Here is a 19184-nt window from a genome sequence, read left to right as displayed (position 1 = left end):
GGAGATGTGTATAAGAGACAGCCTGCCACCCACCCGCCACGCGGCCGCGCCGACGCCCGGCGGACTGTCGGTCCCGACCCCGTAAGATCGAGCACATGGCTTCGACGACCGCGCGCGGGCGAGCGAAGCGGCAGGGGCGCCAGAAGACCGACGCCGAAGGCCGCATGTCGCTCGGGCAGCACCTCATCGAGCTGCGCAACCGTCTCTTCCGCGCAGTCGTGGCGATCGTCGTCGGTGCGATCGGCGGCTGGTTCCTCACCCCGTGGGTGCTCGACGCGCTCCGGGCACCGGTGACCGAGCTCGCCAAGGTCGGCGGACACACGGCCGAGCTGAACTTCCCGATGATCACCGGGGCGTTCGACCTGAAGCTGCAGATCGCGATCACCATCGGCGTCGTCATCGCGAGCCCGGTCTGGCTGTACCAGATCTGGGCGTTCATCGTTCCCGCGCTCGTCCGGCGTGAGCGGCAGTACGTCTGGGGCTTCCTCGGCACCGCGATCCCGCTGTTCTTCGCCGGGTGCTACTTCGGGTGGTACATCCTGCCGCACGTGGTCGGCATCCTCGGCAGCTTCGTGTCGAGCCAGGACACCTCGATCGTCGATGCGAAGGCGTACTACGACTTCGTCATCAAGCTCATCGTCGCGGTGGGCATCGCGTTCGTGCTGCCGGTGTTCATCGTGCTGCTGAACTTCGTCGGGGTGCTGTCGGCCTCCGCGATCATCAAGAGCTGGCGCGTCGCGATCCTCTGCATCCTGGTCTTCTGCGCCATCGTCACGCCGAGTGCCGACGTCATCTCGATGTTCCTGCTGGCCATCCCGATGACCGTGCTGTACGTCGCGGCCTGCTTCATCGCGTGGATCCACGACCGCCGTCTGGCCAAGCGTCAGGCGAAGCTCGACGAGGAGTACGACCTGTGAGTGGCACGAGTGCGGCCGAGCGGTTCGCCGCGGCCAAGGTGCGCAACCGGTCGCGCAACCTCGAGCTCTTCCGGACGGACCTGCGGTTCGACCTCGACCCGTTCCAGTTCGCCGCCTGCGACTCGCTCGACCAGGGCCGCAGCGTCCTGGTCGCCGCCCCGACCGGAGCCGGCAAGACGATCGTGGCCGAGTTCGCCATCTGGCTCGCCATGCGCCAGCCGACGGCGAAGGTCTTCTACACGACGCCGATGAAGGCGCTCAGCAACCAGAAGTACGCCGAGCTCGTCGACGTCTACGGCGAGTCCGAGGTCGGGCTGCTCACCGGCGACACGAACGTGAACCCACGCGCCCGCGTCGTCGTGATGACGACCGAAGTGCTCCGGAACATGATCTACGCCGACTCGGACCTGCTCGACGACCTCGCCTGGGTGGTCCTCGACGAGGTGCATTACCTGGCCGACCGGTTCCGCGGTGCCGTGTGGGAAGAGGTCATCCTGCACCTCCCGACCGAGGTCCGCCTGGTCTCGCTCAGCGCCACGGTGTCCAACGCCGAGGAGTTCGGCGACTGGCTGCAGACCGTCCGCGGCGACACCGACGTCATCGTCTCCGAAGACCGTCCCGTCCCGCTCGAGCAGCACGTCCTGGTCGGTTCGAAGATGGTCGACCTCTTCGACTCGAGCGGTGCCGCGGCGACGAACCGCGTGAACCCGGAACTGCTCCGCATGGTCGGTGGCGGTTCGCGGAGCGAGCGGAACGGCGGCGGCCACCGCGGCCGGCGCGGTCGTGGTGGCTACCCCGAGCGTCGCGGGCCCCGCACCGAGAAGGTGCACCGCGAACAGATCGCGCACATGCTCGACGAGCGGATGCTCCTGCCCGCGATCTTCTTCGTGTTCAGCCGCAACGGCTGCGACCAGGGCGTCCGCAACGTCCTGCGCTCGGGCCTGTCCCTGACGACGGTGCAGGAGCGCAACGAGATCCGCGAGACGGCGGAGTACCACTGCCGCACCCTGCTCGACGAAGACCTGGCCGTCCTCGGCTACTGGGAGTGGCTCGAGGGGCTCGAGCGCGGGGTCGCGGCGCACCACGCCGGCCTGCTCCCCGCCTTCAAGGAGGTCGTCGAGAACCTCTTCCAGCGCAAGCTCCTGAAGGTCGTGTTCGCCACCGAGACCCTGGCGCTCGGCGTGAACATGCCGGCGCGCACCGTCGTGCTCGAGAAGCTCGAGAAGTTCAACGGCGAAGCCCGTGTGCCGATCACCCCGGGGGAGTACACGCAGCTCACCGGTCGTGCCGGTCGTCGTGGCATCGACGTCGAGGGGCACTCGGTCATCCAGTGGACCGACGGACTCGACCCGCAGGCCGTCGCGTCGCTGGCCAGCCGCCGCACGTACCCGCTCAACTCGTCGTTCAAGCCGACCTACAACATGGCCGTCAACCTGATCGACCAGTTCGGCCGGCAGCGCACGCGCGAGGTCCTCGAGACGTCGTTCGCACAGTTCCAGGCCGACCGGTCGGTGGTCGACCTCGCCCGCAAGGTCCGCTCGCAGCAGGAGTCGCTCGACGGCTACCGCGAGGCGATGCAGTGCCACCTCGGCGACTTCACCGAGTACTCGGCACTCCGCCGTGAGCTCTCCGACCTCGAGCGCACGAACGTGCCCGGCGGTCGCGAGGCGTCGCACGGCGCCCGCCAGGAACGCCAGGCCGCGATCACGGCGGTCCGCCGCCAGCTGCAGCGCCACCCCTGCCACGCCTGCCCGGAACGCGAGGCCCACGCCCGCTGGTCCGAGCGCTGGTGGAAGCTCAAGCGCGCCAATGACAAGCTCGTCCAGCAGATCCGGTCCCGCACGGGCGCCGTCGCCACGACGTTCGACCGTGTCACCGAGGTCCTGCTCGAGCTCGGCTACCTGGTGGACGCCGGCAACGGTGAAGCCACGGTGGCCGCGGGTGGCCGTCGCCTGCAGCGCATCTACGGCGACCGCGACCTGCTGGTCGCCGAGTGCCTCGAGGCGGGGGTCTGGAAGGACCTCACCCCGGCGCAGCTCGCCGCCATGGCCGCGACGATCATCTACCAGCCCCGCCGCGAGGACGCGCCCGGCACGGAGCACGCCCTGCCCCGCGGTGCGTTCCGCCCCGCGCTCGACGAGACACTGACCATCTGGTCGCGCCTGGACGACATCGAACGTGCGGCGCGCCTGGCCGGTTCGCAGCCGCCGACCCCCGCGATGGCCGTCGGCATGTTCCGCTGGGCCTCGGGCTCGGCCCTCGACGACGTCCTCCGCACCCTCGACCTGCCGGCTGGCGACTTCGTCCGCTGGTCGAAGCAGGTCATCGACCTGCTCGACCAGATCCGGAACGCCGGCGACGACGAACTCGCCCAGACCGCCCGACGGGCGACGGACGCGGTTCGCCGCGGCATCGTCGCCTACGCGGCGGTCTGACAGGAGGCCCGGTGCCGGTTCCGGAGACAAGTGTGCGCGGGCTGCCCGCTCCCGTCGGCCGCGGGGCGGTCGCGACGGGCCCGTTCGCCGCGTTGCCGCTGGGCACCGCGGTGCCGTTGGCCGTCATCGGCGGCATCCTCTTCGCCCTCGCGTTCCCGTCGCCCGGATGGTGGTTCCTCGCCTACCCGGCACTCGCCTGCATGCTGCTCGCGGTGATGGGGCAGCGGGCGCGGCGTGCGGCGTGGATCGGCTACCTCGCCGGCGCGGCGTTCTGGATCCCGGCCATCTCGTGGGCCGGTCGCTACCTGGGCCCGGTCCCGTGGTTCGCACTCGCCCTGCTCGAAGCCGCGTTCTTCGCGCTCGGCAGCGTCGCCATCGCCCTGGCGTACCGCTGGGTCGCCCGCGTGGTGCCCTCGACCGCCGGACGCGTGTGGGGCCTCCCGGCCGTCGTCGCCGCACTCTGGACCGGACGCGAGTGGTTCTCGGGGAGCTGGCCGTACGGCGGTTTCGCCTGGGGGCGCGTCGGCCTGTCGCAGTCGCAGGGGCCGTTCACGCACCTGGCCGCGTACGTCGGCGTCCTCGGGCTGACGTTCATCGTCGTGTACTGCGTCGCGGTCGTGGTGTCGCTCGCGCTCGTGGCACCCCGCGTGCCGGGCGTGACGCTCCGGCTGCCCGTGCGGGTGGCGACGGCGGGTCTGCTCGTCGCGGCGGTCCTGGCCGTGCCGGCGTGGCCGACGGCGACGAGCGGCACGATCCGGGTCGAGGCGGTGCAGGGCAACGGTCCCGCGGGCTACTTCGACCGTGCGGAGCCCGGCGACGTCCTGGCGGCGCAGGTCGCGGCGACGGACGTGGACGCGAAGGGTGTGGACCTCGTCGTCTGGCCTGAGGCCGGTGCGGAGTACGACCCGCGCCAGCAGCCGGTCATCGCCTCCGCCCTCGACTCGGTGGTCGACTCGCTCGACGCCCCGATCGTCGCGGGTGCCATCACGCAGACCCCGTCGGGGGTGCTGCACAACACATCGTTCGTGTGGACCGCGGACGGCTGGCAGTCGTCCTACGACAAGAAGCGCCCGGTGCCGTTCGGCGAGTACGTGCCCGACCGCTGGTTCTTCTCCAAGCTCGCACCGTCGCTGATCGGTTTGCTGCAGCGCGACTACAAGCCGGGGACGAAGCCGAACGTGCTCTCCGTCGCGGGCATCCGTGCCGGCATCTCGATCTGCTTCGACATCGTCGACGACGGTCTGACCGCCGACATGGTGCGCGGGGGAGCGCAGGTGATCCTCGCGCAGACGAACAACGCCGACTTCTCGGGCACCGACGAGAACCTGCAGCAGCTCGAGATCGCGCGGATGCGGGCCATCGAGACCGGTCGGTCGCTGGTGAACATCTCGACCGTCGGAGCGTCGCAGGTCATCGACCCGAGCGGGCGCACGATCGACCGGGTGCCGGAGTACACCGCGACGTCGATGGTGACCGACGTGCCGCTCGGCACGTCCACCACCCCGGCGTCGATCCTGTCCGGCTCGATCACGCTCCTGCTCTCCCTCGGCGGCCTCCTCGTGCTCCTCGCCTGCGCGCCCTGGGGCCGTCGCACCCGCTCCTGATCGGACCCGCCGCGCCCAGCCACTGGGAACGGACTGTGAATGCGCCGGTACGGGATTGATGGGGCGTGGGACAGTGTTGTGGAGGGCAGACGAGCGAGAGGAGCACACACATGGCTGATCGGAGTCTCCGCGGCATGCGGCTCGGGAGTCAGAGTCTCCAGAGCGAAGAGGGCGTCGAGCTCTCAGATCGCAAGCGCGCGGTCTACCAGACGGATTCGGGTGAGACGTTCGACATCGTCTTCTCGGCCGATGCGGACGTCCCCCAGACCTGGTCGGAGCCGCGCTCCGGTCGCGAGGGCCGGCTGCTCGGCGACGACGGGATCCCCGTCGAGGTCGCCGAAGAGGACGTGAAGGCACCCCGCACCCACTGGGACATGCTGCTCGAGCGCCGCTCGCGCGAGGAACTCGAGGAGCTCCTCGAAGAGCGCCTGCAGGTCCTCCGCGCACGACGCGGCGCCTGACACCACCGACCACACGACGACGCCCGCCCCGGTTCCCCGGGGCGGGCGTCGTCGTTCGTTGGTGCGGGACCGTCAGCGCCGACCGGAGCCGTCGCTGGTGCGGTGACCGGAGGCGTCGTCGCCCGGCGTGGGCGGAGTGTCCCCGACCTGCTCGGCGGTCGCGTCGTCGGCGGCCGCGAGGTGCGCATCGACACTGCGGTTCGACTCCGCCAGGCGTGCGTCGAGGTCGGACTCGGGGACGATGTCCGCGGCGGTGGCGTCGGCACGCGGCATCGTGGTGTCCGCCGCTGCGGTGTTCGCCAGGCTCTCGTTCGCGAGCTTCGAGATCCGGGACAGGAAGTCCGTGCCACCGGCGCCGCCGGCGACCGGACCGGCGCCGCCACCGCGGCTGGCGCTGAAGCCCTTCGCGATGCCGGACAGTGCCTCGGTGAACTCGCTCGGGATCATCCAGAGCTTGTTCGAGGTGCCCTCGGCGATCTTCGGCAGGGTCTGCAGGTACTGGTAGGACAGCAGCTTCTCGTCCGGGTCGCCGGTGTGGATGGCCTCGAACACGGTCGCGATGGCCTGGGCTTCACCCTCGGCACGGAGCACCTGTGCCTTGGCGTCACCCTCGGCGGCCAGGATCGCTGCCTGTCGCTGTCCCTCGGCCTCGAGGATCTGGGACTGCTTGGTTCCCTCGGCCTGGAGGATCGCGGCACGTCGGCTGCGCTCGGCACGGAGCTGCTGCTCCATGGCGTCCTGGATGGACACGGGCGGCTCGATCGCCTTGAGCTCGACTCGGCCGACGCGGATGCCCCACTTGCCCGTGGCTTCGTCGAGGACGACGCGGAGCTGGCCGTTGATGTTGTCGCGGCTGGTCAGGGCCTCTTCGAGGTTCAGGCCACCGACGACGTTGCGGAGCGTGGTGGTGGTGAGCTGCTCGACGGCGCCGAGGTAGTTCGCGATCTCGTACGTCGCGGCGCGGGCGTCGGTCACCTGGAAGTAGACGACCGTGTCGATCGAGACCACCAGGTTGTCCTCGGTGATCACGGGCTGCGGCGGGAACGAGACGACCTGCTCACGCATGTCGAGCAGCGGCCGCAGGCGGTCGATGAACGGGACGAGAAGGTTCAAGCCCGGGTTGAGGGTCTTGTGGTACTTGCCGAGTCGTTCGACGACGCCCGCGGTGGCCTGCGGGACGATCCGGATCGCCTTCGCCAGGACGACGATCACGAAGATGACGACGACGAGGACGAGCACGAGCAGTGCGATCGTCCCCGGGGAGATGCTGGTCACGAGGTGGCCCTTTCTGCGAGGCGCACGACCGCGGTCGACCCCTCGATCGACTCGACGACCACGGGGGTCCCGAGTGGCGGTGTGCGGTCGACGGAGTCCGCGGCGAACCGTGCACTCCAGGTCTCGCCGTTGGCCAGGCGCACCTGACCAGGACTGGAGGAGGTGAAGGCGACCGCGACCGTGCCGGCGAGCCCGATGAGGCCCTCGACGTTGGTGCGGTGCGGGTCGGCACCGCGGCCGAGCGCGACGAGCAGTCGCGGTCGGACGAGCGACAGCAGCACGAGTGCGGCCACCGCGGCGACGATGGCGGACAGCCACCACGGGGCGCCGAGCAGTGCAGCGATCAACCCGCCGGCGGCACCCGCCGCGAGCATGATGAAGATGAAGTCGAGGGTGAAGATCTCGACCACGCCCAGGAGCAACACCAGGCCGATCCAGACGGTGCTCTGGATCCAATCGATTCCGTTCACGCGATCTCCCTCCCTCGGTCGCGCGCGGCGGCTCGCTGCGTCGCGACAGCCGGTACAACTCCGTTCAACATATCAGGGCCGTCCGACGGTCGTGCAGGCGATTGGTAGGCTCGGTGCGCCCGACCGGCCGGAACCAGACCTGGAGAACACGACTGTGAGCAACCCCCTCGCCCCCGGATCCCTCACCGACAAGCGCGCCGTCGTCACCGGTTCGTCCCGTGGCATCGGCGCCGACACCGTCGGGTACCTCGCCGAGGCCGGGGCGAAGGTCGTCGTGAACTACCGCAACAAGGCCAAGCGCGCGGAGCAGATCGCCGAGAAGATCGTCGAGGCCGGTGGCTCCGCCCTGGCCGTCGGCGCCGACCTCACCGAGCACGACTCCGTGCGGGCCCTCGTCGACACCGTCGTCCAGGAGTGGGGCGGCATCGACCTGCTCGTGCTCAACGCCTCCGGCGGCATGGAGTCCGGCGTCGGCGAGGACTACGCGCTCCGCCTGAACCGCGACGCCCAGGTCGACATGCTGCAGACCGCCGTGCCGCACATGCCCGCCGGGTCCCGCGTGGTGTTCGTCACGAGCCACCAGGCGCACTTCGTCGAGACCGCCGAGACGATGGACGAGTACGTCCCGGTCGCCAAGAGCAAGCGCGCCGGAGAACTCGCCCTCCGTGAGCTCATCCCGCAGCTCGAGGCTGCCGGCATCGAGTTCGTCGTCGTCTCCGGCGACATGATCGAGGGCACGATCACCGCGACGCTGCTGAACCGCCTGAACCCCGGCGCGATCGAGGGTCGTCGGCAGGAGGTCGGCAAGCTCTACAGCGTGTCCGAGTTCGCGGCCGAGATCGCCCTCGCCGCCGTCGAGCCGATCCCCGCCGACCACACCAAGCTGGTCGGCGACGTCAGCGGTTTCGTCGGCTAACGTCGGGCGGGTGACCGCGAAGCCCGGCCTGCGCCGCACCTCCCGCATCCTGCTGCTCGACCCCGAGGGCCGCGTGTTCCTGATGGACACGAATTCGCCTTCGTCGGACGGCGCCCACCGCTGGATCACGCCGGGTGGTGGGGTCGACCCGGGGGAGACCCACCGCGACGCCGCGATCCGCGAGCTGCGCGAGGAGACCGGGATCGTCATCGACGAACCCGGCGAGCCGGTGTGGTCCTGGGACTTCACGGTCGAGTGGGACCTCGCCGACCACGACCGCGGGCACGCCGAGTTCTACGTCGTCCGCACGCCGGGCTTCGAGCTGTCGGACGCCGAGTGGACCGACGACGAGCGCGTCGACATCCTCGCCTCGCGGTGGTGGACCGCCGACGAACTCGAGGCGACCGACGAGGAGTTTGAACCCGCCGAGCTGCCGGACCTGGTGCGCCGTCACGGCGCCTGAACACCGCACCACGGCCTGACGGCCGACCCGGGACCGGACGGGAGGCCCGTGGCGGCCCCGCCACGGGCCTCCCGTCGGTACGCTGACCCGCATGCACACCGATCCGGTCGACGACGACCCCGCCGGCGCCGACGCGCACCCTGCCGACCGGCACGGCCGGATCCGGGTGCGCGGTGCCCGCGCGAACAACCTGCGCGACGTCGACGTGGACCTGCCGAAGCGGCGCCTCACGGTGTTCACCGGGGTCTCCGGCTCGGGCAAGAGCTCGCTCGTGTTCGGCACCGTCGCCGCCGAGTCGCAGCGGATGATCAACGAGACCTACAGCGCGTTCGTGCAGGGGTTCATGCCCTCGCTCGCGCGCCCGGACGTCGACCTGCTGGACGGCCTGACCACCGCGATCGTCGTCGACCAGGAGCGCATCGGCGCCGACCCGCGCTCCACCGTCGGCACCGCCACGGACGCGAACGCGATGCTGCGCGTGCTGTTCAGCCGACTCGGTCAGCCGCACATCGGGGGGCCGAACGCGTTCTCGTTCAACCTCGCCACCGTGACGGCCGGGGGAGCGATCACGGTGCAGAAGGGTGCGGACGCGAAGGCCCAGAAGGTCTCGTTCACACGGCTCGGCGGCATGTGCGCGGACTGCGAGGGCCGGGGGCTGGTGAACGACATCGACCTGACGCAGCTGTTCGACGACACGAAGTCGCTCGGGGACGGCGCGCTCACGATCCCCGGGTACGGGACCGACGGGTGGAACGTGCGGCTGTACGCCGAGTCGGGCTACTTCGACCGGGACACCCCCATCCGCGACTTCACCGAGCAGGAGCGGCAGGACTTCCTGTACCGCGAGCCGACGAAGCAGAAGATCGCCGGCATCAACATGACCTACGAGGGGCTCGTGCACCGGGTCCGCCGATCGTTCCTGCAGAAGGACCGCGAGGCGATGCAGCCGCACATCCGGGCGTTCGTCGACCGTGCGGTGACCTTCACGACGTGTCCGGCCTGTGACGGGACCCGGTTGAACGACACCGCCCGCTCGTCGAAGGTCGCGGGCCGCAGCATCGCCGACGTCTGCGCGATGCAGATCACCGACGCCGTCGCCTGGCTGCGGGGTCTGGACGACCCGGGGGTCGGGCCGTTGCTCGAGGGGCTCCGCGACCTGCTCGAGTCCTTCGTCGAGATCGGACTCGGCTACCTGTCGCTCGACCGCCCGACCGGCACGCTGTCCGGGGGAGAGGGGCAGCGCGTGAAGATGGTGAAGCACCTCGGCTCCTCGCTCAGTGACGTCACGTACGTCTTCGACGAGCCGAGCACGGGGCTGCACCCGCACGATATCGAGCGGATGAACGAGCTGCTCGTCCGGCTGCGCGACAAGGGCAACACCGTCCTGGTCGTCGAGCACAAGCCCGAGGTCATCGCGATCGCCGACCACGTCGTCGACCTCGGACCCGGTGCCGGTTCCGGCGGTGGGACGCTCTGCTACCAGGGGTCCGTCGACGGGCTGCGTGCCAGCGGGACCGTGACCGGTCAGCACCTGGACGACCGCGTCACCGTGAAGTCCGAGGTCCGTCGTCCGGATGGGGCGATCGCGATCCGCGGCGCCTCGGCCCACAACCTGCACGACGTCGACGTGGACGTCCCCACCGGGGTGCTCACCGTCGTGACGGGGGTCGCCGGCTCGGGCAAGAGCACGCTCATCCACGGGTCGCTGGCCCGGCGCGACGACGTGGTCGCCATCGACCAGAGCGGGATCCGTGGGTCACGGCGGAGCAACCCGGCGACGTACACCGGCCTGCTCGAGCCGATCCGCAAGGCGTTCGCGAAGGCCAACGGCGTCAAGCCCGCGCTGTTCAGCGCCAACTCGGAGGGCGCCTGCCCGGCGTGCAACGGTGCCGGTGTCGTGTACACCGACCTCGGCATGATGGCGGGCGTCGCGAGCCCCTGCGTCGAGTGCGACGGCAAGCGGTTCGACCAGTCCGTGCTCGGGTACCACCTGGGCGGGAAGGACATCAGCGAGGTGCTCGGCATGTCCGTCGCCGACGCGCTGGCGTTCTTCGCAGCGGGGGAGTCCGCACTGCCGGCCGCCCACACGATCCTCGCCCGGCTCGCCGACGTGGGGCTCGGGTACCTGACGATCGGCCAGCCGCTCACCACGTTGTCCGGGGGAGAGCGGCAGCGACTCAAGCTCGCGACGCACCTCGGTGACCGGGGCGGCGTGGTGGTGCTCGACGAGCCGACCGCGGGCCTGCACCTGGCCGACGTCGAGCAGTTGCTCGGCCTGCTCGACCGGCTCGTCGACGCCGGCCGGACGGTCGTCGTGATCGAGCACCACCAGGCCGTGATGGCGCACGCCGACTGGATCATCGACCTCGGGCCGGGCGCCGGGCACGACGGTGGACGGATCGTGTTCGAGGGGACGCCCGCTGCACTCGTGGCGGCGCGGTCGACCCTGACCGGGCAGCACCTCGCGGCGTACGTCGGAGCCTGAGTCGGGGGACAGGCTCGGACGGCGAATCTGGGCACCAGCCGTGTGTGAGGACTAGCGTTCTGACTGACGCTCACGATCGGCTGCCCGGCCTGGATCGGCGTCCTGACCAGAAGGAGCTCCACCATGTCCAACCCCGGCAACGCGCCCGCGCAGTCGAACACCTTCGCCATCGTCTCCCTGGTGCTCGGCATCATCGGGACCGTCGTGGGTCTGTTCGTGCCGATCGTCGGTGTCATCGGCGGCATCGTCGGTCTCGTGCTCGGCATCTCGGCGCGCAAGCGTGGCGGCAGCCGCGGGATGATCACGGCGGGCGTCATCCTGTCGATCGTCGCCATCGTCATCGGTGTGATCGGTTTCATCATCAACGCGGTGGCGCTCTCGAACATGTGAGTGGTGCGCTTCGCATCGTGAGCAGCAATGGTCGAGTCCAGCGGATGGACTCGACCATTGCTGCTCACCAAACGTCTCGGGCGCCGAGCTTGCAGCTGTTCAGGAACGCGGGCGTACCGTCCGGCGCATGAGCTACAGCCAGCCTGACCCAGCCGAAGAGACCACCCAGAGCGAGTCGCCGGAGCAGCCCGACACCGACCAGGACACCCTGGAGGAACAGGGCGGCGAGCCGGCGGCGCTCGAGATCGACGCCGACGACGTCCCGACGAAGCCCGCCGACTGACACCGTCGTCATCCAGTGAGCAGAAGAGGTCGGGTCCGTGCAGCGGACTCGACCTCTTCTGCTCACGAAGCGTCGTACGGGGCGTCCGCCGGAGCGCCGATAATGCATATTATGTCAACTCGGACGTTCCGAGGCCCCGCTCGGCTGACGGGACGCTCGACATCGCTTCCCTAGCCTGGATCCGTGCACGATCACCGAGATGACCAACGCCGCTCCCGCTTCGTGACACCCCGGGTCCTGTTCGCCGTCGCCCTGTCCGCGTTCCTCGTGCTGATCGGCACGACACCCGCATCGGCGCGCGCAGCACTGACATCGAGTGATCCGGCGGACGGCGCCACCGTGGCTGCCGACCTTGAGCGAGTGGCACTCAGCTTCAGCGAGGCGCCGCTTGCCGGGCTCGAAGCCGGTCTGCGCATCGAGGTCCGGGACGACGGCGGGACCGACGAGTCGTCCGGAGCGGTTGCCGTCGACGGCACCTCGATGTCCAAGGCGGTGTCGCTCTCCCCCGGCCCGCACACCCTCGTCTGGCGGTACGTCTCCCCCGACGGCCATCCGATCGAGGGGCAGCTCGCGTTCTCGGTGGAGCCGGCCGCATCTCCGACCGTCCCACACACGACGACGAGCCCGACGGCCGCGCCCACATCATCCTCGGAACCGTCGGCAGCGGCAGCGGGAGCCGCACCGAACACGGGTGCCGGAACGCACGCGCACGGCCACGGCGGCCCGGCACTCCTGTTCGGGGTCGTCGGGATCTTGGCAGTGCTCGTCATCGGTGCGGTCGTGCTCCGCAAACGCCGGGGCGCCGACGCGCGGACCGAGGGCTGACGGGACGCTCGAGCCTCAGAACACCGCCACCGTCATGCCTGACGACGTTGCCGGGCGGTCCATCGCGACGAGTGCCTCGGGCAGGTCGTCGAAGCCGATCGTGCGGCCGATCGTCTCCTCAGGACGCAGTCGTCCGGCCACGATGGCGTCCAGCATCGCGCCGTACTCCCCGACCGCCGCGCCGTGGCTGCCGAGCAGTTCGAGTTCGTCCGCGATGACCCGGCCCATCAGGATCGCCGGGGTGGCTTCGTCGTCGAGGAGCAGCCCGACCTGCACGTGCCGGCCGCGCGGACGCAGGGACGCCACGGCGGCGACGGAGGTGGCACGGCTGCCGTAGGCGTCGAGCGAGACGTGCGCTCCGCCTCCCGTCCGGGATCGGACCGTCGTGACGGCATCGTCGTCCATCAGCACGGTGTCGGCGCCCAGGGCAGCGGCGCGTTCGAGTGCTGCCGCGGAGACGTCGACGGCGACGACGTGCGCGCCGGCGGCAACGGCGACCATGACCGCGGAGAGCCCGACTCCCCCGCAGCCGTAGACCACGACCCACTCCCCTGCGGCGACGCGCCCTCGGGCGTGCAGGGCGTGGAACGCGGTGCCGAATCGGCAGCCGAGCGCCGCCGCCACCGCGAAGTCCACGGCGTCGGGCAGCGCGACGAGGTTCAGGTCGGCGTGCGGGACGACCAGGGAGTCCGCGTACGAGCCCTGCAGGTCGAACCCGGGCTGCTGCTGGGCGGTGCACACCTGGGTCGCGCCGTCGAGGCATTCGGCGCAGGTCCCGCAGGCGAACACGAACGGTGCCGTGACCCGGTCGCCGACGGCGAAACGCTGGACGCCCGCCCCGATCGCCGCGACGACACCGGCGAACTCGTGGCCGGGCACGTGCGGCAGCCGGACCGAGTCGTCGTGGCCCTTCCACGCGTGCCAGTCGCTGCGGCAGACGCCGGTGGCGGCCACTCGGACGACGACGCCGTGCTCGGGTGCGACCGGTTCCGGCAGGTCGACGATCGAGGGGACGGAACCGAACTGGGCGTACTGGACGGCGCGCATGCGGCCATCCTGACAGACGCCGGACGCCGGACGCCGGACGCCGGACGCCGGACGCCCGACGCCCGACGGCGGACCAGCGCGACCGACCGCCCGAGGCGACCCGTCCGCCGGGGTCCCCACGGGCCTCCAGGCCGACGGCCACCCGACCACCCGACCACGCGAGCGGTCCACCGCACCCCGATCGGCCGTTGCGCCGCAGGCGCGTCCGCCGGTTGACTCGTCACGTGACCGATCTGCGCTTCTCCGCCGACCCCGAAGACCTCGACGTCGACCGCGTGCACCGCTGGCTGAGCGAGGAGTCGTACTGGGCCCGCGGCCGTGACCGGGCGACGCAGGAGGCGATCATCGCCGGCTCCCGGAACTTCGGCGTGTACGACGCGACGACCGGCGAGCAGCTCGGCTACGCGCGGGTGATCACCGACGGCGTGACGTTCGGGTGGCTCGCCGACGTGTTCGTGGACCCCGACGCCCGGGGCCGCGGCGTCGGGGTCGCACTCGTGCGCGGCGTGACCGAGGCGGTCGAGCCGCTCGGCCTGAAGCGCTTCGCCCTGTTCACCGCGGATGCCCACGGGCTGTACGAACGGTTCGGGTTCCGCCCGCTGCCCGACCCGGACGGCTGGATGATGCGCCCCGGGCCGGGGTTCGGCGCCGACGTGCACGACTGACGGGGCGCGGGCGCACACGGAGCGCTGCCCCTCAGTACTCGATGCGGCCCTCGCGGTTGTGGAACTCCCCCGTCGGCCCGTCGGTGCCGATCGTCGCGAGCCTGACCGTGGCGTCGGTGCCCTCGGTGATCGTCTGGTGTCCGCCGAACCCGTTGAACTCCGTCGCCGTGTAGCCCGGGTCGCTCGCGTTCACCCGGAACCCGGGCAGGTTCTTCGCGTACTGCACGGTCAACGCGATCACGGCCGCCTTCGACGCCGCGTACGGCACCGCAGGCACCCCGTACTCGTCGTGTCCCGGTGTCGTCAGCCAGCGCGGGAACCCCACCCCCGACGAGACGTTCACGATGACGGGTGCCGCCGAACGTCGCAGCAGGGGCAGCGCGGCCTGGGTCACCCGGACGATGCCGGTGACGTTGGTGTCGAGCACGGTCGCCATCGCGCTCGCGTCGAGGTCGTCGACCCCGAACGAGGTGCCGAGGATCCCGGCGTTGTTCACGAGGACGTCGAGTTCGGGGATGGTCGCGATCGCCGCGTCGATGCTGGCCTGGTCGGTGACGTCCAGCTGCACGACGTGGGCGCCGAGTGCGCGGGCGTCGTCGCCGCTGGCCGGGTCGCGCATGCCGGCGTACACGGTGCGGCCGGCTTCGAGCAGTCGGCGTGCGGTCTCGAGTCCGAGGCTGCGGTTGGCCCCGGTGATCAGTGTCGTTGTCATGCGCCCAGCCTGCCCCCGCCGGTCCGGCTCCCCCAGGCACGGTGCGACGGTGGGACCGGCAGTACCAGGACGGACTGGAGGCGCGGGGCGATGATGGTGGACATGAGCGAGTTCGCGAACGTGTTGCGTTCCTGGCGCGACCGGGTGCGTCCCGAGGCGGTCGGCCTGCCGGCCGGCCCCGGCAGACGGACCCCGGGCCTCCGTCGCGAGGAGCTCGCCGCGCTGGCGGGCGTGAGCGTCGACTACGTCGTCCGCCTCGAGCAGGGCCGGGCGACGAACCCGTCGCCGCAGCTGCTCGCCGCCCTCGCGACGGCGCTCCGGCTGTCGTCCGAGGAACGGGACCACCTGTGCCGGGTGGCCGGTGTCGCCCCGCCGTCGCGTCAGGTGGTGCCGCGGCACATCACGCCCGGCGTGCAGCGGCTGGTGGACCGGCTCGGCGACGTCCCGCTCGCGGTGTTCACGGCGACCCACGACATCGTGCTCTGGAACGAGCTGTGGGCCGCGGTGAACGGCGACCCCTCGCGGTACGTCGGGCTCGATCGCAACCTGGTCTGGCGGCACTTCATGCAGGAGCGCGACGGGGTGGACTGGGACGACGAGCACCAGGAGGAGTTCTCGAGCGACCTCGCGGCCGACCTGCGGCAGGCGTACGGGCGCTACCCGGCGGACCGTGACCTGTCGGACCTGGTCGAACGGCTGCTGCGGGAGTCCCCCGAGTTCGCCCGGCGATGGGAGACCGGCCGGATCGCCGAGCACCGTGCGAGCCGCAAGGTCGTGCACACGCCCGTCGGGCCGGTGGAGATCGACTGCGACGTGCTGAGCGTCCCCGGCGGTGACCTGCGGATCGTCGTCTACACGGTCGTCCCGGGCTCCGAGGACGCCGCGAAGCTCGACCTGCTCCGGGTCACCGGCCTGCAGGAGCTCACGCCGCGGTGAACACCAGCGACGCGTTCTGACCGCCGAACCCGAACGAGTTGTTCAACGCCGCACGGAGCGGCGCGGTCCGGGCTGTGCCGGAGACGACGTCGAGGTCCACCGCGGGGTCGAGCCGGTCGAGGTTCAGGGTCGGTGGAACGATCCCGGTCTCGAGCGTCCGCAGGGTCAGGATCCCCTCGACCGCGCCGGCAGCGCCGAACATGTGCCCGATCGCGCTCTTCGGAGCGGTGACCAGCGCGCCCGTCCCCACCGCACGGCTGATGGCGGCCGCCTCGCCGACGTCGCCGACCGGGGTACCGGTCGCGTGCGCGTTCACGTGGTCGACGTCGGCACCGGTGAGGCCCGCCATCCGGATCGCGGCGCGCATCGCCCGCTCCTGCTCGCTGCCGTCCGCGAGCGGTGCGGTGATGTGGTGCGCGTCCGAGGTGATCCCCCACCCGGCGAGCGTGCCGTGCGACCGCTGCCCTCGGGCGGCGGCATGGTCGGCACGCTCGAGCACGACGATGCCGGCGCCCTCGCCGAGGACGAAGCCGCGGCGGTCGGCGTCGAACGGCCGGGACAGGGTCGTCGGGTCGTCGCCGTCGGGCTTCGCGAGGGCCTGCGACTGGGCGAACGACGCCATCGTCACCGGGGTGACGGCGGCCTCGGTCCCGCCGGTGATGACGACGTCGGCCTCACCGGTGGCGATGAGTCGCGCGGCGGTGGCGATGGCCTCCGCACCGGAGGCGCATGCCGAAACCGTCGTGTAGGCGCCGCCCCGCGCCCCGAACGCGATGCTGATCTGCGCGGCGGCACCGTTCGCCATGAGCATCGGCACCGTGCGCGGTGAGACCCGCCGGGCACCGGACGCACCGAGCACGTCGTGGGCGTCGAGGAGCGTCTCCACTCCCCCGATCCCGGTGCCGATGACCACGGCGAGGCGGTCGCCCTCCACCGCGGGGGCACCGGCGTCGGCCCAGGCCTCGTCCGCGGCGACGAGCGCCAGCTGCTGACTGCGGTCCAGGCGATTGGCGCGGACCCGCCCGAGCGACCCCTCGGCGTCGAGTGTGGCATCGGCCCCGACCCGGATCGGCACCTGTTCCCAGAGTGCTCCGTCACGGTGCAGGGCTCGGACGCCGGAGCGACCGGCCACCAGGGCGTCCCAGAGCGGCGCGACGCCGTGGCCGAAGGGTGAGACCGCGCCGTAGCCGGTGATGACGATGTCCACGGGAACTCCTCTTGTACGTTGAACAAGTTGAGTTGTACCACGTACAATTCCGACATGGCAACCACGGTGGACGGCTCCGGCACGGCACGCGGCGCGGCGACACGGGCGAGGATCCTCGCCGCGTCGGCCGGACTGCTCAGCGCGGGCGCTCGGAGCGTCACCGTCAGCGAGGTCGCCCGGGCCGCGGGTGTCTACCCGAACCAGATCACGCACCACTACGGCTCGAAGGACCGCCTGGTGCTCGACGCCGCGTTCGCCCTGTTCCTCCGCGACACCACGCGACTGCAGGCGGCCGGCCGTCGTGCCCGCTCGGCGGAGTCGTTCCGGCAGCTCCTCGCGCGCACCGCCCTCGCGATGCCGTCGACCCCGCTCGTGGTCCGCGCGCTCGGGGCCGCCGGGGACGACCCGGCGCAGCGTGAGCGCGTGCGGTTGCTGCTCGCCGTGCTCTTCCGGCAGTCCGAGCGCTACCTGGAGCGCGTCGTCGCCGACCAGGGCTGGACGAGCCCGAGCGGCGTCGCCCGGGACGCCCGCACGTTCTGGAGCGCCGTGTTCGGTGCCACCCTGCTCGCGGACGCCGGGGTCACCGGCGGCCCCTCGGACCTCGACCTTGCGGGGACGATCTCGATCCGTTGACCGGAGCGGGCACCGCCGCCGGGGTCTCCCCCGGCGGCGCTGTCACTCGCCCGGCGGCGGTGTCACTCGCCGAAGCCGGACCGGACCAGTTCCACCAGGGCGTCGACTGCGGCCTGCGCGTCCTGCCCGGTCGCGTCGATCGACACCGTCGCACCCTTCGGCAGCGCCAGGGCCATGATCGCCAGCAGGCTCTTCGCGTCCACGCCGTTGACGTGCACGCTCGCGTCGTACTTCGCCGCCGTCTTCACGAACTCCGCGGCGGGCCGGGCGTGCAGCCCGGTCTCGTTCACCAGCTCGACCGACGCGCTGACGCGGTCGGAGCCGGCCGCGTCGTCGACGGGGGCAGTCCCGTCGGCCGGCCCCGTGCCTCCAGGCTGGTCACCGGACGGACGGGAGGCGGTGCTCGCGTCCGCCTCGGAACCCGCGGCCGATGCAGCGGCGGCCAGCACCGCGTCGGCGTCTCCGCCCGTCTGGGCGGCGACCGCAGCGGCCACCGCTCCCTCGACCAACGGGGCCTGCGACACGTGGACGCGTGCGCGGACGTCGTCGTCCAGGAAGTCGAGCGCGGTGTCGGTCGTCAGGTAGGCGGAGCCGAGGTCGCACAGGACCACGACGGCGTCCGCCTGGGCGAGTTCCTCGATGCCGGCGGTGATCGCCTCGAACGAGGTGCCGATGCCGCCGTCGTCCGTGCCGCCCGCGGCGACGAGCGGCACGTCCGCGGCCATCTGCCGTGCGAGCTCGACGGTGCCCGTCGCGATCGCCGCGCTGTGCGAGACGACCAGGATGCCGACGGTCACGCTGCGTCCACCGCTGCGCGCAGGATGTACGCGGTCGACTGCGCACCGGGGTCGCGGTACCCGATCGCGCGGTCGCCGAGGTAGCTCGCGCGGCCCTTGTGGGCGACGAGCGGCTCGGTGTCCGCCGCACCCTGCGCGGCGGCGTCGGCTGCTGCGGTGAGCACGGCCTTCGGGTCGTCGCCGGCACCGGCGGCCGCTGCTGCGGCGTCGACCGCGGGGCTCCACGCGTCGACCATCGTCTTGTCGCCGACCGCGGCCTTGCCGCGGGACACGACACCGTCGCGGGCGGCGGTGAGCACGGCGACGAGGGTGTCCGCGTCGAGTTCGGCCGCGTCACCGGCGGCCTGCGCCGCCTTCAGGTAAGCCGTACCGAAGAGCGGGCCGGCCGCCCCGCCCACCGTCGAGATGAGCTTCGTCGCGACGGTCTTGAGCACGGCACCCGGGGTGTCGAAGGACCCGGAGTCGACGGCCTCGAGCACGGCCCGGAACCCGCGGTCGAGGTTCTCGCCGTGGTCGCCGTCGCCGATCTCACGGTCGAGCGTGACGAGCTCGGCGCGGTGTTCGTCGATCGTCGCGGCGGTGCGACGGACCCAGTCGATGGCCCATGCGGTGTCGAGCGCCAATGCGGTTCCCTTCGTGTGTCGGGCCCGGTGGCCCGTTGTC

The 19184-nt window shown here is 71.4% G+C and carries 20 protein-coding genes; 13 read left to right on the top strand and 7 right to left on the bottom strand.

Annotation, left to right across the window (positions count from 1 at the left end; all coding sequences use genetic code 11):
* Positions 1–164: 164 nt before the first annotated feature.
* The 4 genes from tatC (at position 165) to DEJ05_RS12910 (ending at position 5417) form a co-directional block, all read left to right on the top strand.
* Entirely contained in the window at positions 165–917 is a 753-nt protein-coding gene (gene tatC / locus DEJ05_RS12925) for a twin-arginine translocase subunit TatC (RefSeq protein ID WP_110863923.1), read from the top strand.
* Positions 914–3352: an RNA helicase gene (locus DEJ05_RS12920; RefSeq protein ID WP_071244709.1), complete on the top strand. Its 2439-nt coding sequence runs from the start codon at positions 914–916 to the stop codon at positions 3350–3352. The genes tatC and DEJ05_RS12920 overlap by 4 nt, the downstream gene beginning before the upstream one ends.
* A gap of 11 nt (positions 3353–3363) precedes the next feature.
* A complete protein-coding gene (lnt, locus tag DEJ05_RS12915; protein ID WP_258376149.1) occupies positions 3364–4956 on the top strand; it encodes an apolipoprotein N-acyltransferase in 1593 nt (530 codons plus the stop codon).
* Positions 4957–5066: 110 nt separating this feature from the next.
* On the top strand, positions 5067–5417 hold the full coding sequence (locus tag DEJ05_RS12910; RefSeq protein WP_027465636.1) for an RNA polymerase-binding protein RbpA: 351 nt from the start codon (positions 5067–5069) through the stop codon (positions 5415–5417).
* A 72-nt stretch (positions 5418–5489) separates the two neighbouring features.
* Here the strand turns inward: DEJ05_RS12910 and DEJ05_RS12905 are convergent, their stop codons facing one another.
* Together DEJ05_RS12905 and DEJ05_RS12900 are read right to left on the bottom strand one after the other, a co-directional pair.
* On the bottom strand, positions 5490–6692 hold the full coding sequence (locus DEJ05_RS12905; RefSeq protein WP_110863721.1) for an SPFH domain-containing protein: 1203 nt from the start codon (positions 6690–6692) through the stop codon (positions 5490–5492).
* Complete coding sequence (locus DEJ05_RS12900) at positions 6689–7162, bottom strand: NfeD family protein (RefSeq protein ID WP_071244706.1); 474 nt, start codon at positions 7160–7162, stop codon at positions 6689–6691. The genes DEJ05_RS12905 and DEJ05_RS12900 overlap by 4 nt, the downstream gene beginning before the upstream one ends.
* 154 nt (positions 7163–7316) lie before the next feature.
* On the opposite strand from DEJ05_RS12900, the gene DEJ05_RS12895 reads away from it, so the two are divergent.
* From DEJ05_RS12895 to DEJ05_RS12875, 6 genes are all read left to right on the top strand, one after another.
* On the top strand, positions 7317–8078 hold the full coding sequence (locus tag DEJ05_RS12895; protein ID WP_111110581.1) for an SDR family oxidoreductase: 762 nt from the start codon (positions 7317–7319) through the stop codon (positions 8076–8078).
* Positions 8079–8088: 10 nt separating this feature from the next.
* The gene (locus DEJ05_RS12890; protein WP_110863723.1) at positions 8089–8541 is read left to right on the top strand and encodes an NUDIX hydrolase; all 453 of its coding nucleotides are present in this window, start codon (positions 8089–8091) and stop codon (positions 8539–8541) included.
* Positions 8542–8632: 91 nt separating this feature from the next.
* Complete coding sequence (locus DEJ05_RS12885) at positions 8633–11026, top strand: excinuclease ABC subunit UvrA (RefSeq protein WP_220037024.1); 2394 nt, start codon at positions 8633–8635, stop codon at positions 11024–11026.
* Between the two features lie 123 nt (positions 11027–11149).
* Entirely contained in the window at positions 11150–11416 is a 267-nt protein-coding gene (locus DEJ05_RS12880; protein ID WP_111030113.1) for a DUF4190 domain-containing protein, read from the top strand.
* A gap of 127 nt (positions 11417–11543) precedes the next feature.
* On the top strand, positions 11544–11699 hold the full coding sequence (locus DEJ05_RS18150) for a hypothetical protein (protein ID WP_163343611.1): 156 nt from the start codon (positions 11544–11546) through the stop codon (positions 11697–11699).
* Between the two features lie 183 nt (positions 11700–11882).
* Positions 11883–12524, top strand: coding sequence for a copper resistance CopC family protein (locus DEJ05_RS12875; RefSeq protein WP_111110580.1), 642 nt, complete (start codon positions 11883–11885; stop codon positions 12522–12524).
* Positions 12525–12539: 15 nt separating this feature from the next.
* On the opposite strand, the gene DEJ05_RS12870 is transcribed toward DEJ05_RS12875, so the two are convergent.
* Positions 12540–13571, bottom strand: coding sequence for an alcohol dehydrogenase catalytic domain-containing protein (locus tag DEJ05_RS12870; protein ID WP_111110579.1), 1032 nt, complete (start codon positions 13569–13571; stop codon positions 12540–12542).
* A gap of 224 nt (positions 13572–13795) precedes the next feature.
* On the opposite strand from DEJ05_RS12870, the gene DEJ05_RS12865 reads away from it, so the two are divergent.
* Positions 13796–14236: a GNAT family N-acetyltransferase gene (locus DEJ05_RS12865; RefSeq protein WP_111103591.1), complete on the top strand. Its 441-nt coding sequence runs from the start codon at positions 13796–13798 to the stop codon at positions 14234–14236.
* A 31-nt stretch (positions 14237–14267) separates the two neighbouring features.
* Here the strand turns inward: DEJ05_RS12865 and DEJ05_RS12860 are convergent, their stop codons facing one another.
* The gene (locus DEJ05_RS12860; RefSeq protein WP_111103589.1) at positions 14268–14948 is read right to left on the bottom strand and encodes an SDR family NAD(P)-dependent oxidoreductase; all 681 of its coding nucleotides are present in this window, start codon (positions 14946–14948) and stop codon (positions 14268–14270) included.
* A gap of 102 nt (positions 14949–15050) precedes the next feature.
* Here DEJ05_RS12860 and DEJ05_RS12855 point away from each other — a divergent pair, with 102 nt between their 5' ends.
* Positions 15051–15884, top strand: coding sequence for a helix-turn-helix domain-containing protein (locus tag DEJ05_RS12855; RefSeq protein ID WP_181440723.1), 834 nt, complete (start codon positions 15051–15053; stop codon positions 15882–15884).
* Here the strand turns inward: DEJ05_RS12855 and DEJ05_RS12850 are convergent.
* Positions 15871–17091 carry a beta-ketoacyl synthase gene (locus DEJ05_RS12850; protein ID WP_111054236.1) on the bottom strand — a complete coding sequence of 407 codons (1221 nt, stop codon included), beginning with the start codon at positions 17089–17091 and terminating at the stop codon, positions 15871–15873. The two genes, DEJ05_RS12855 and DEJ05_RS12850, sit on opposite strands and share 14 nt — an antisense overlap.
* A 54-nt stretch (positions 17092–17145) precedes the next feature.
* On the opposite strand from DEJ05_RS12850, the gene DEJ05_RS12845 reads away from it, so the two are divergent.
* Positions 17146–17724, top strand: a complete 579-nt coding sequence (locus tag DEJ05_RS12845) for a TetR/AcrR family transcriptional regulator C-terminal domain-containing protein (protein WP_111054235.1) — start codon at positions 17146–17148, stop codon at positions 17722–17724.
* A 62-nt stretch (positions 17725–17786) separates the two neighbouring features.
* On the opposite strand, the gene dhaM is transcribed toward DEJ05_RS12845, so the two are convergent.
* Positions 17787–18521, bottom strand: coding sequence for a dihydroxyacetone kinase phosphoryl donor subunit DhaM (gene dhaM, locus DEJ05_RS12840; protein ID WP_111110577.1), 735 nt, complete (start codon positions 18519–18521; stop codon positions 17787–17789).
* A complete protein-coding gene (dhaL, locus tag DEJ05_RS12835) occupies positions 18518–19144 on the bottom strand; it encodes a dihydroxyacetone kinase subunit DhaL (RefSeq protein ID WP_111030104.1) in 627 nt (208 codons plus the stop codon). Before dhaL ends, dhaM begins: the two co-directional genes overlap by 4 nt.
* Positions 19145–19184: the final 40 nt, after the last annotated feature.

Origin of the sequence: Curtobacterium sp. MCLR17_045 (assembly GCF_003234405.1) — a bacterium.
In the GTDB taxonomy this organism is placed as follows: Bacteria; Actinomycetota; Actinomycetes; order Actinomycetales; family Microbacteriaceae; genus Curtobacterium; species Curtobacterium flaccumfaciens.
This window is presented reverse-complemented; position numbering and strand designations above follow the sequence as displayed.

Excerpts from the sequence above, each read along its gene's own strand:
- DEJ05_RS12910 (WP_027465636.1), top strand. The coding sequence starts at position 5,067 with ATGGCTGATCGGAGTCTCCGCGGCATGCGGCTCGGGAGTCAGAGTCTC.
- DEJ05_RS12885 (WP_220037024.1), top strand. The coding sequence starts at position 8,633 with ATGCACACCGATCCGGTCGACGACGACCCCGCCGGCGCCGACGCGCAC.
- tatC (WP_110863923.1), top strand. The coding sequence starts at position 165 with ATGTCGCTCGGGCAGCACCTCATCGAGCTGCGCAACCGTCTCTTCCGC.
- DEJ05_RS12870 (WP_111110579.1), bottom strand. The coding sequence starts at position 13,571 with ATGCGCGCCGTCCAGTACGCCCAGTTCGGTTCCGTCCCCTCGATCGTC.
- DEJ05_RS12855 (WP_181440723.1), top strand. The coding sequence starts at position 15,051 with ATGAGCGAGTTCGCGAACGTGTTGCGTTCCTGGCGCGACCGGGTGCGT.
- DEJ05_RS18150 (WP_163343611.1), top strand. The coding sequence starts at position 11,544 with ATGAGCTACAGCCAGCCTGACCCAGCCGAAGAGACCACCCAGAGCGAG.
- DEJ05_RS12880 (WP_111030113.1), top strand. The coding sequence starts at position 11,150 with ATGTCCAACCCCGGCAACGCGCCCGCGCAGTCGAACACCTTCGCCATC.
- DEJ05_RS12845 (WP_111054235.1), top strand. The coding sequence starts at position 17,146 with ATGGCAACCACGGTGGACGGCTCCGGCACGGCACGCGGCGCGGCGACA.
- DEJ05_RS12860 (WP_111103589.1), bottom strand. The coding sequence starts at position 14,948 with ATGACAACGACACTGATCACCGGGGCCAACCGCAGCCTCGGACTCGAG.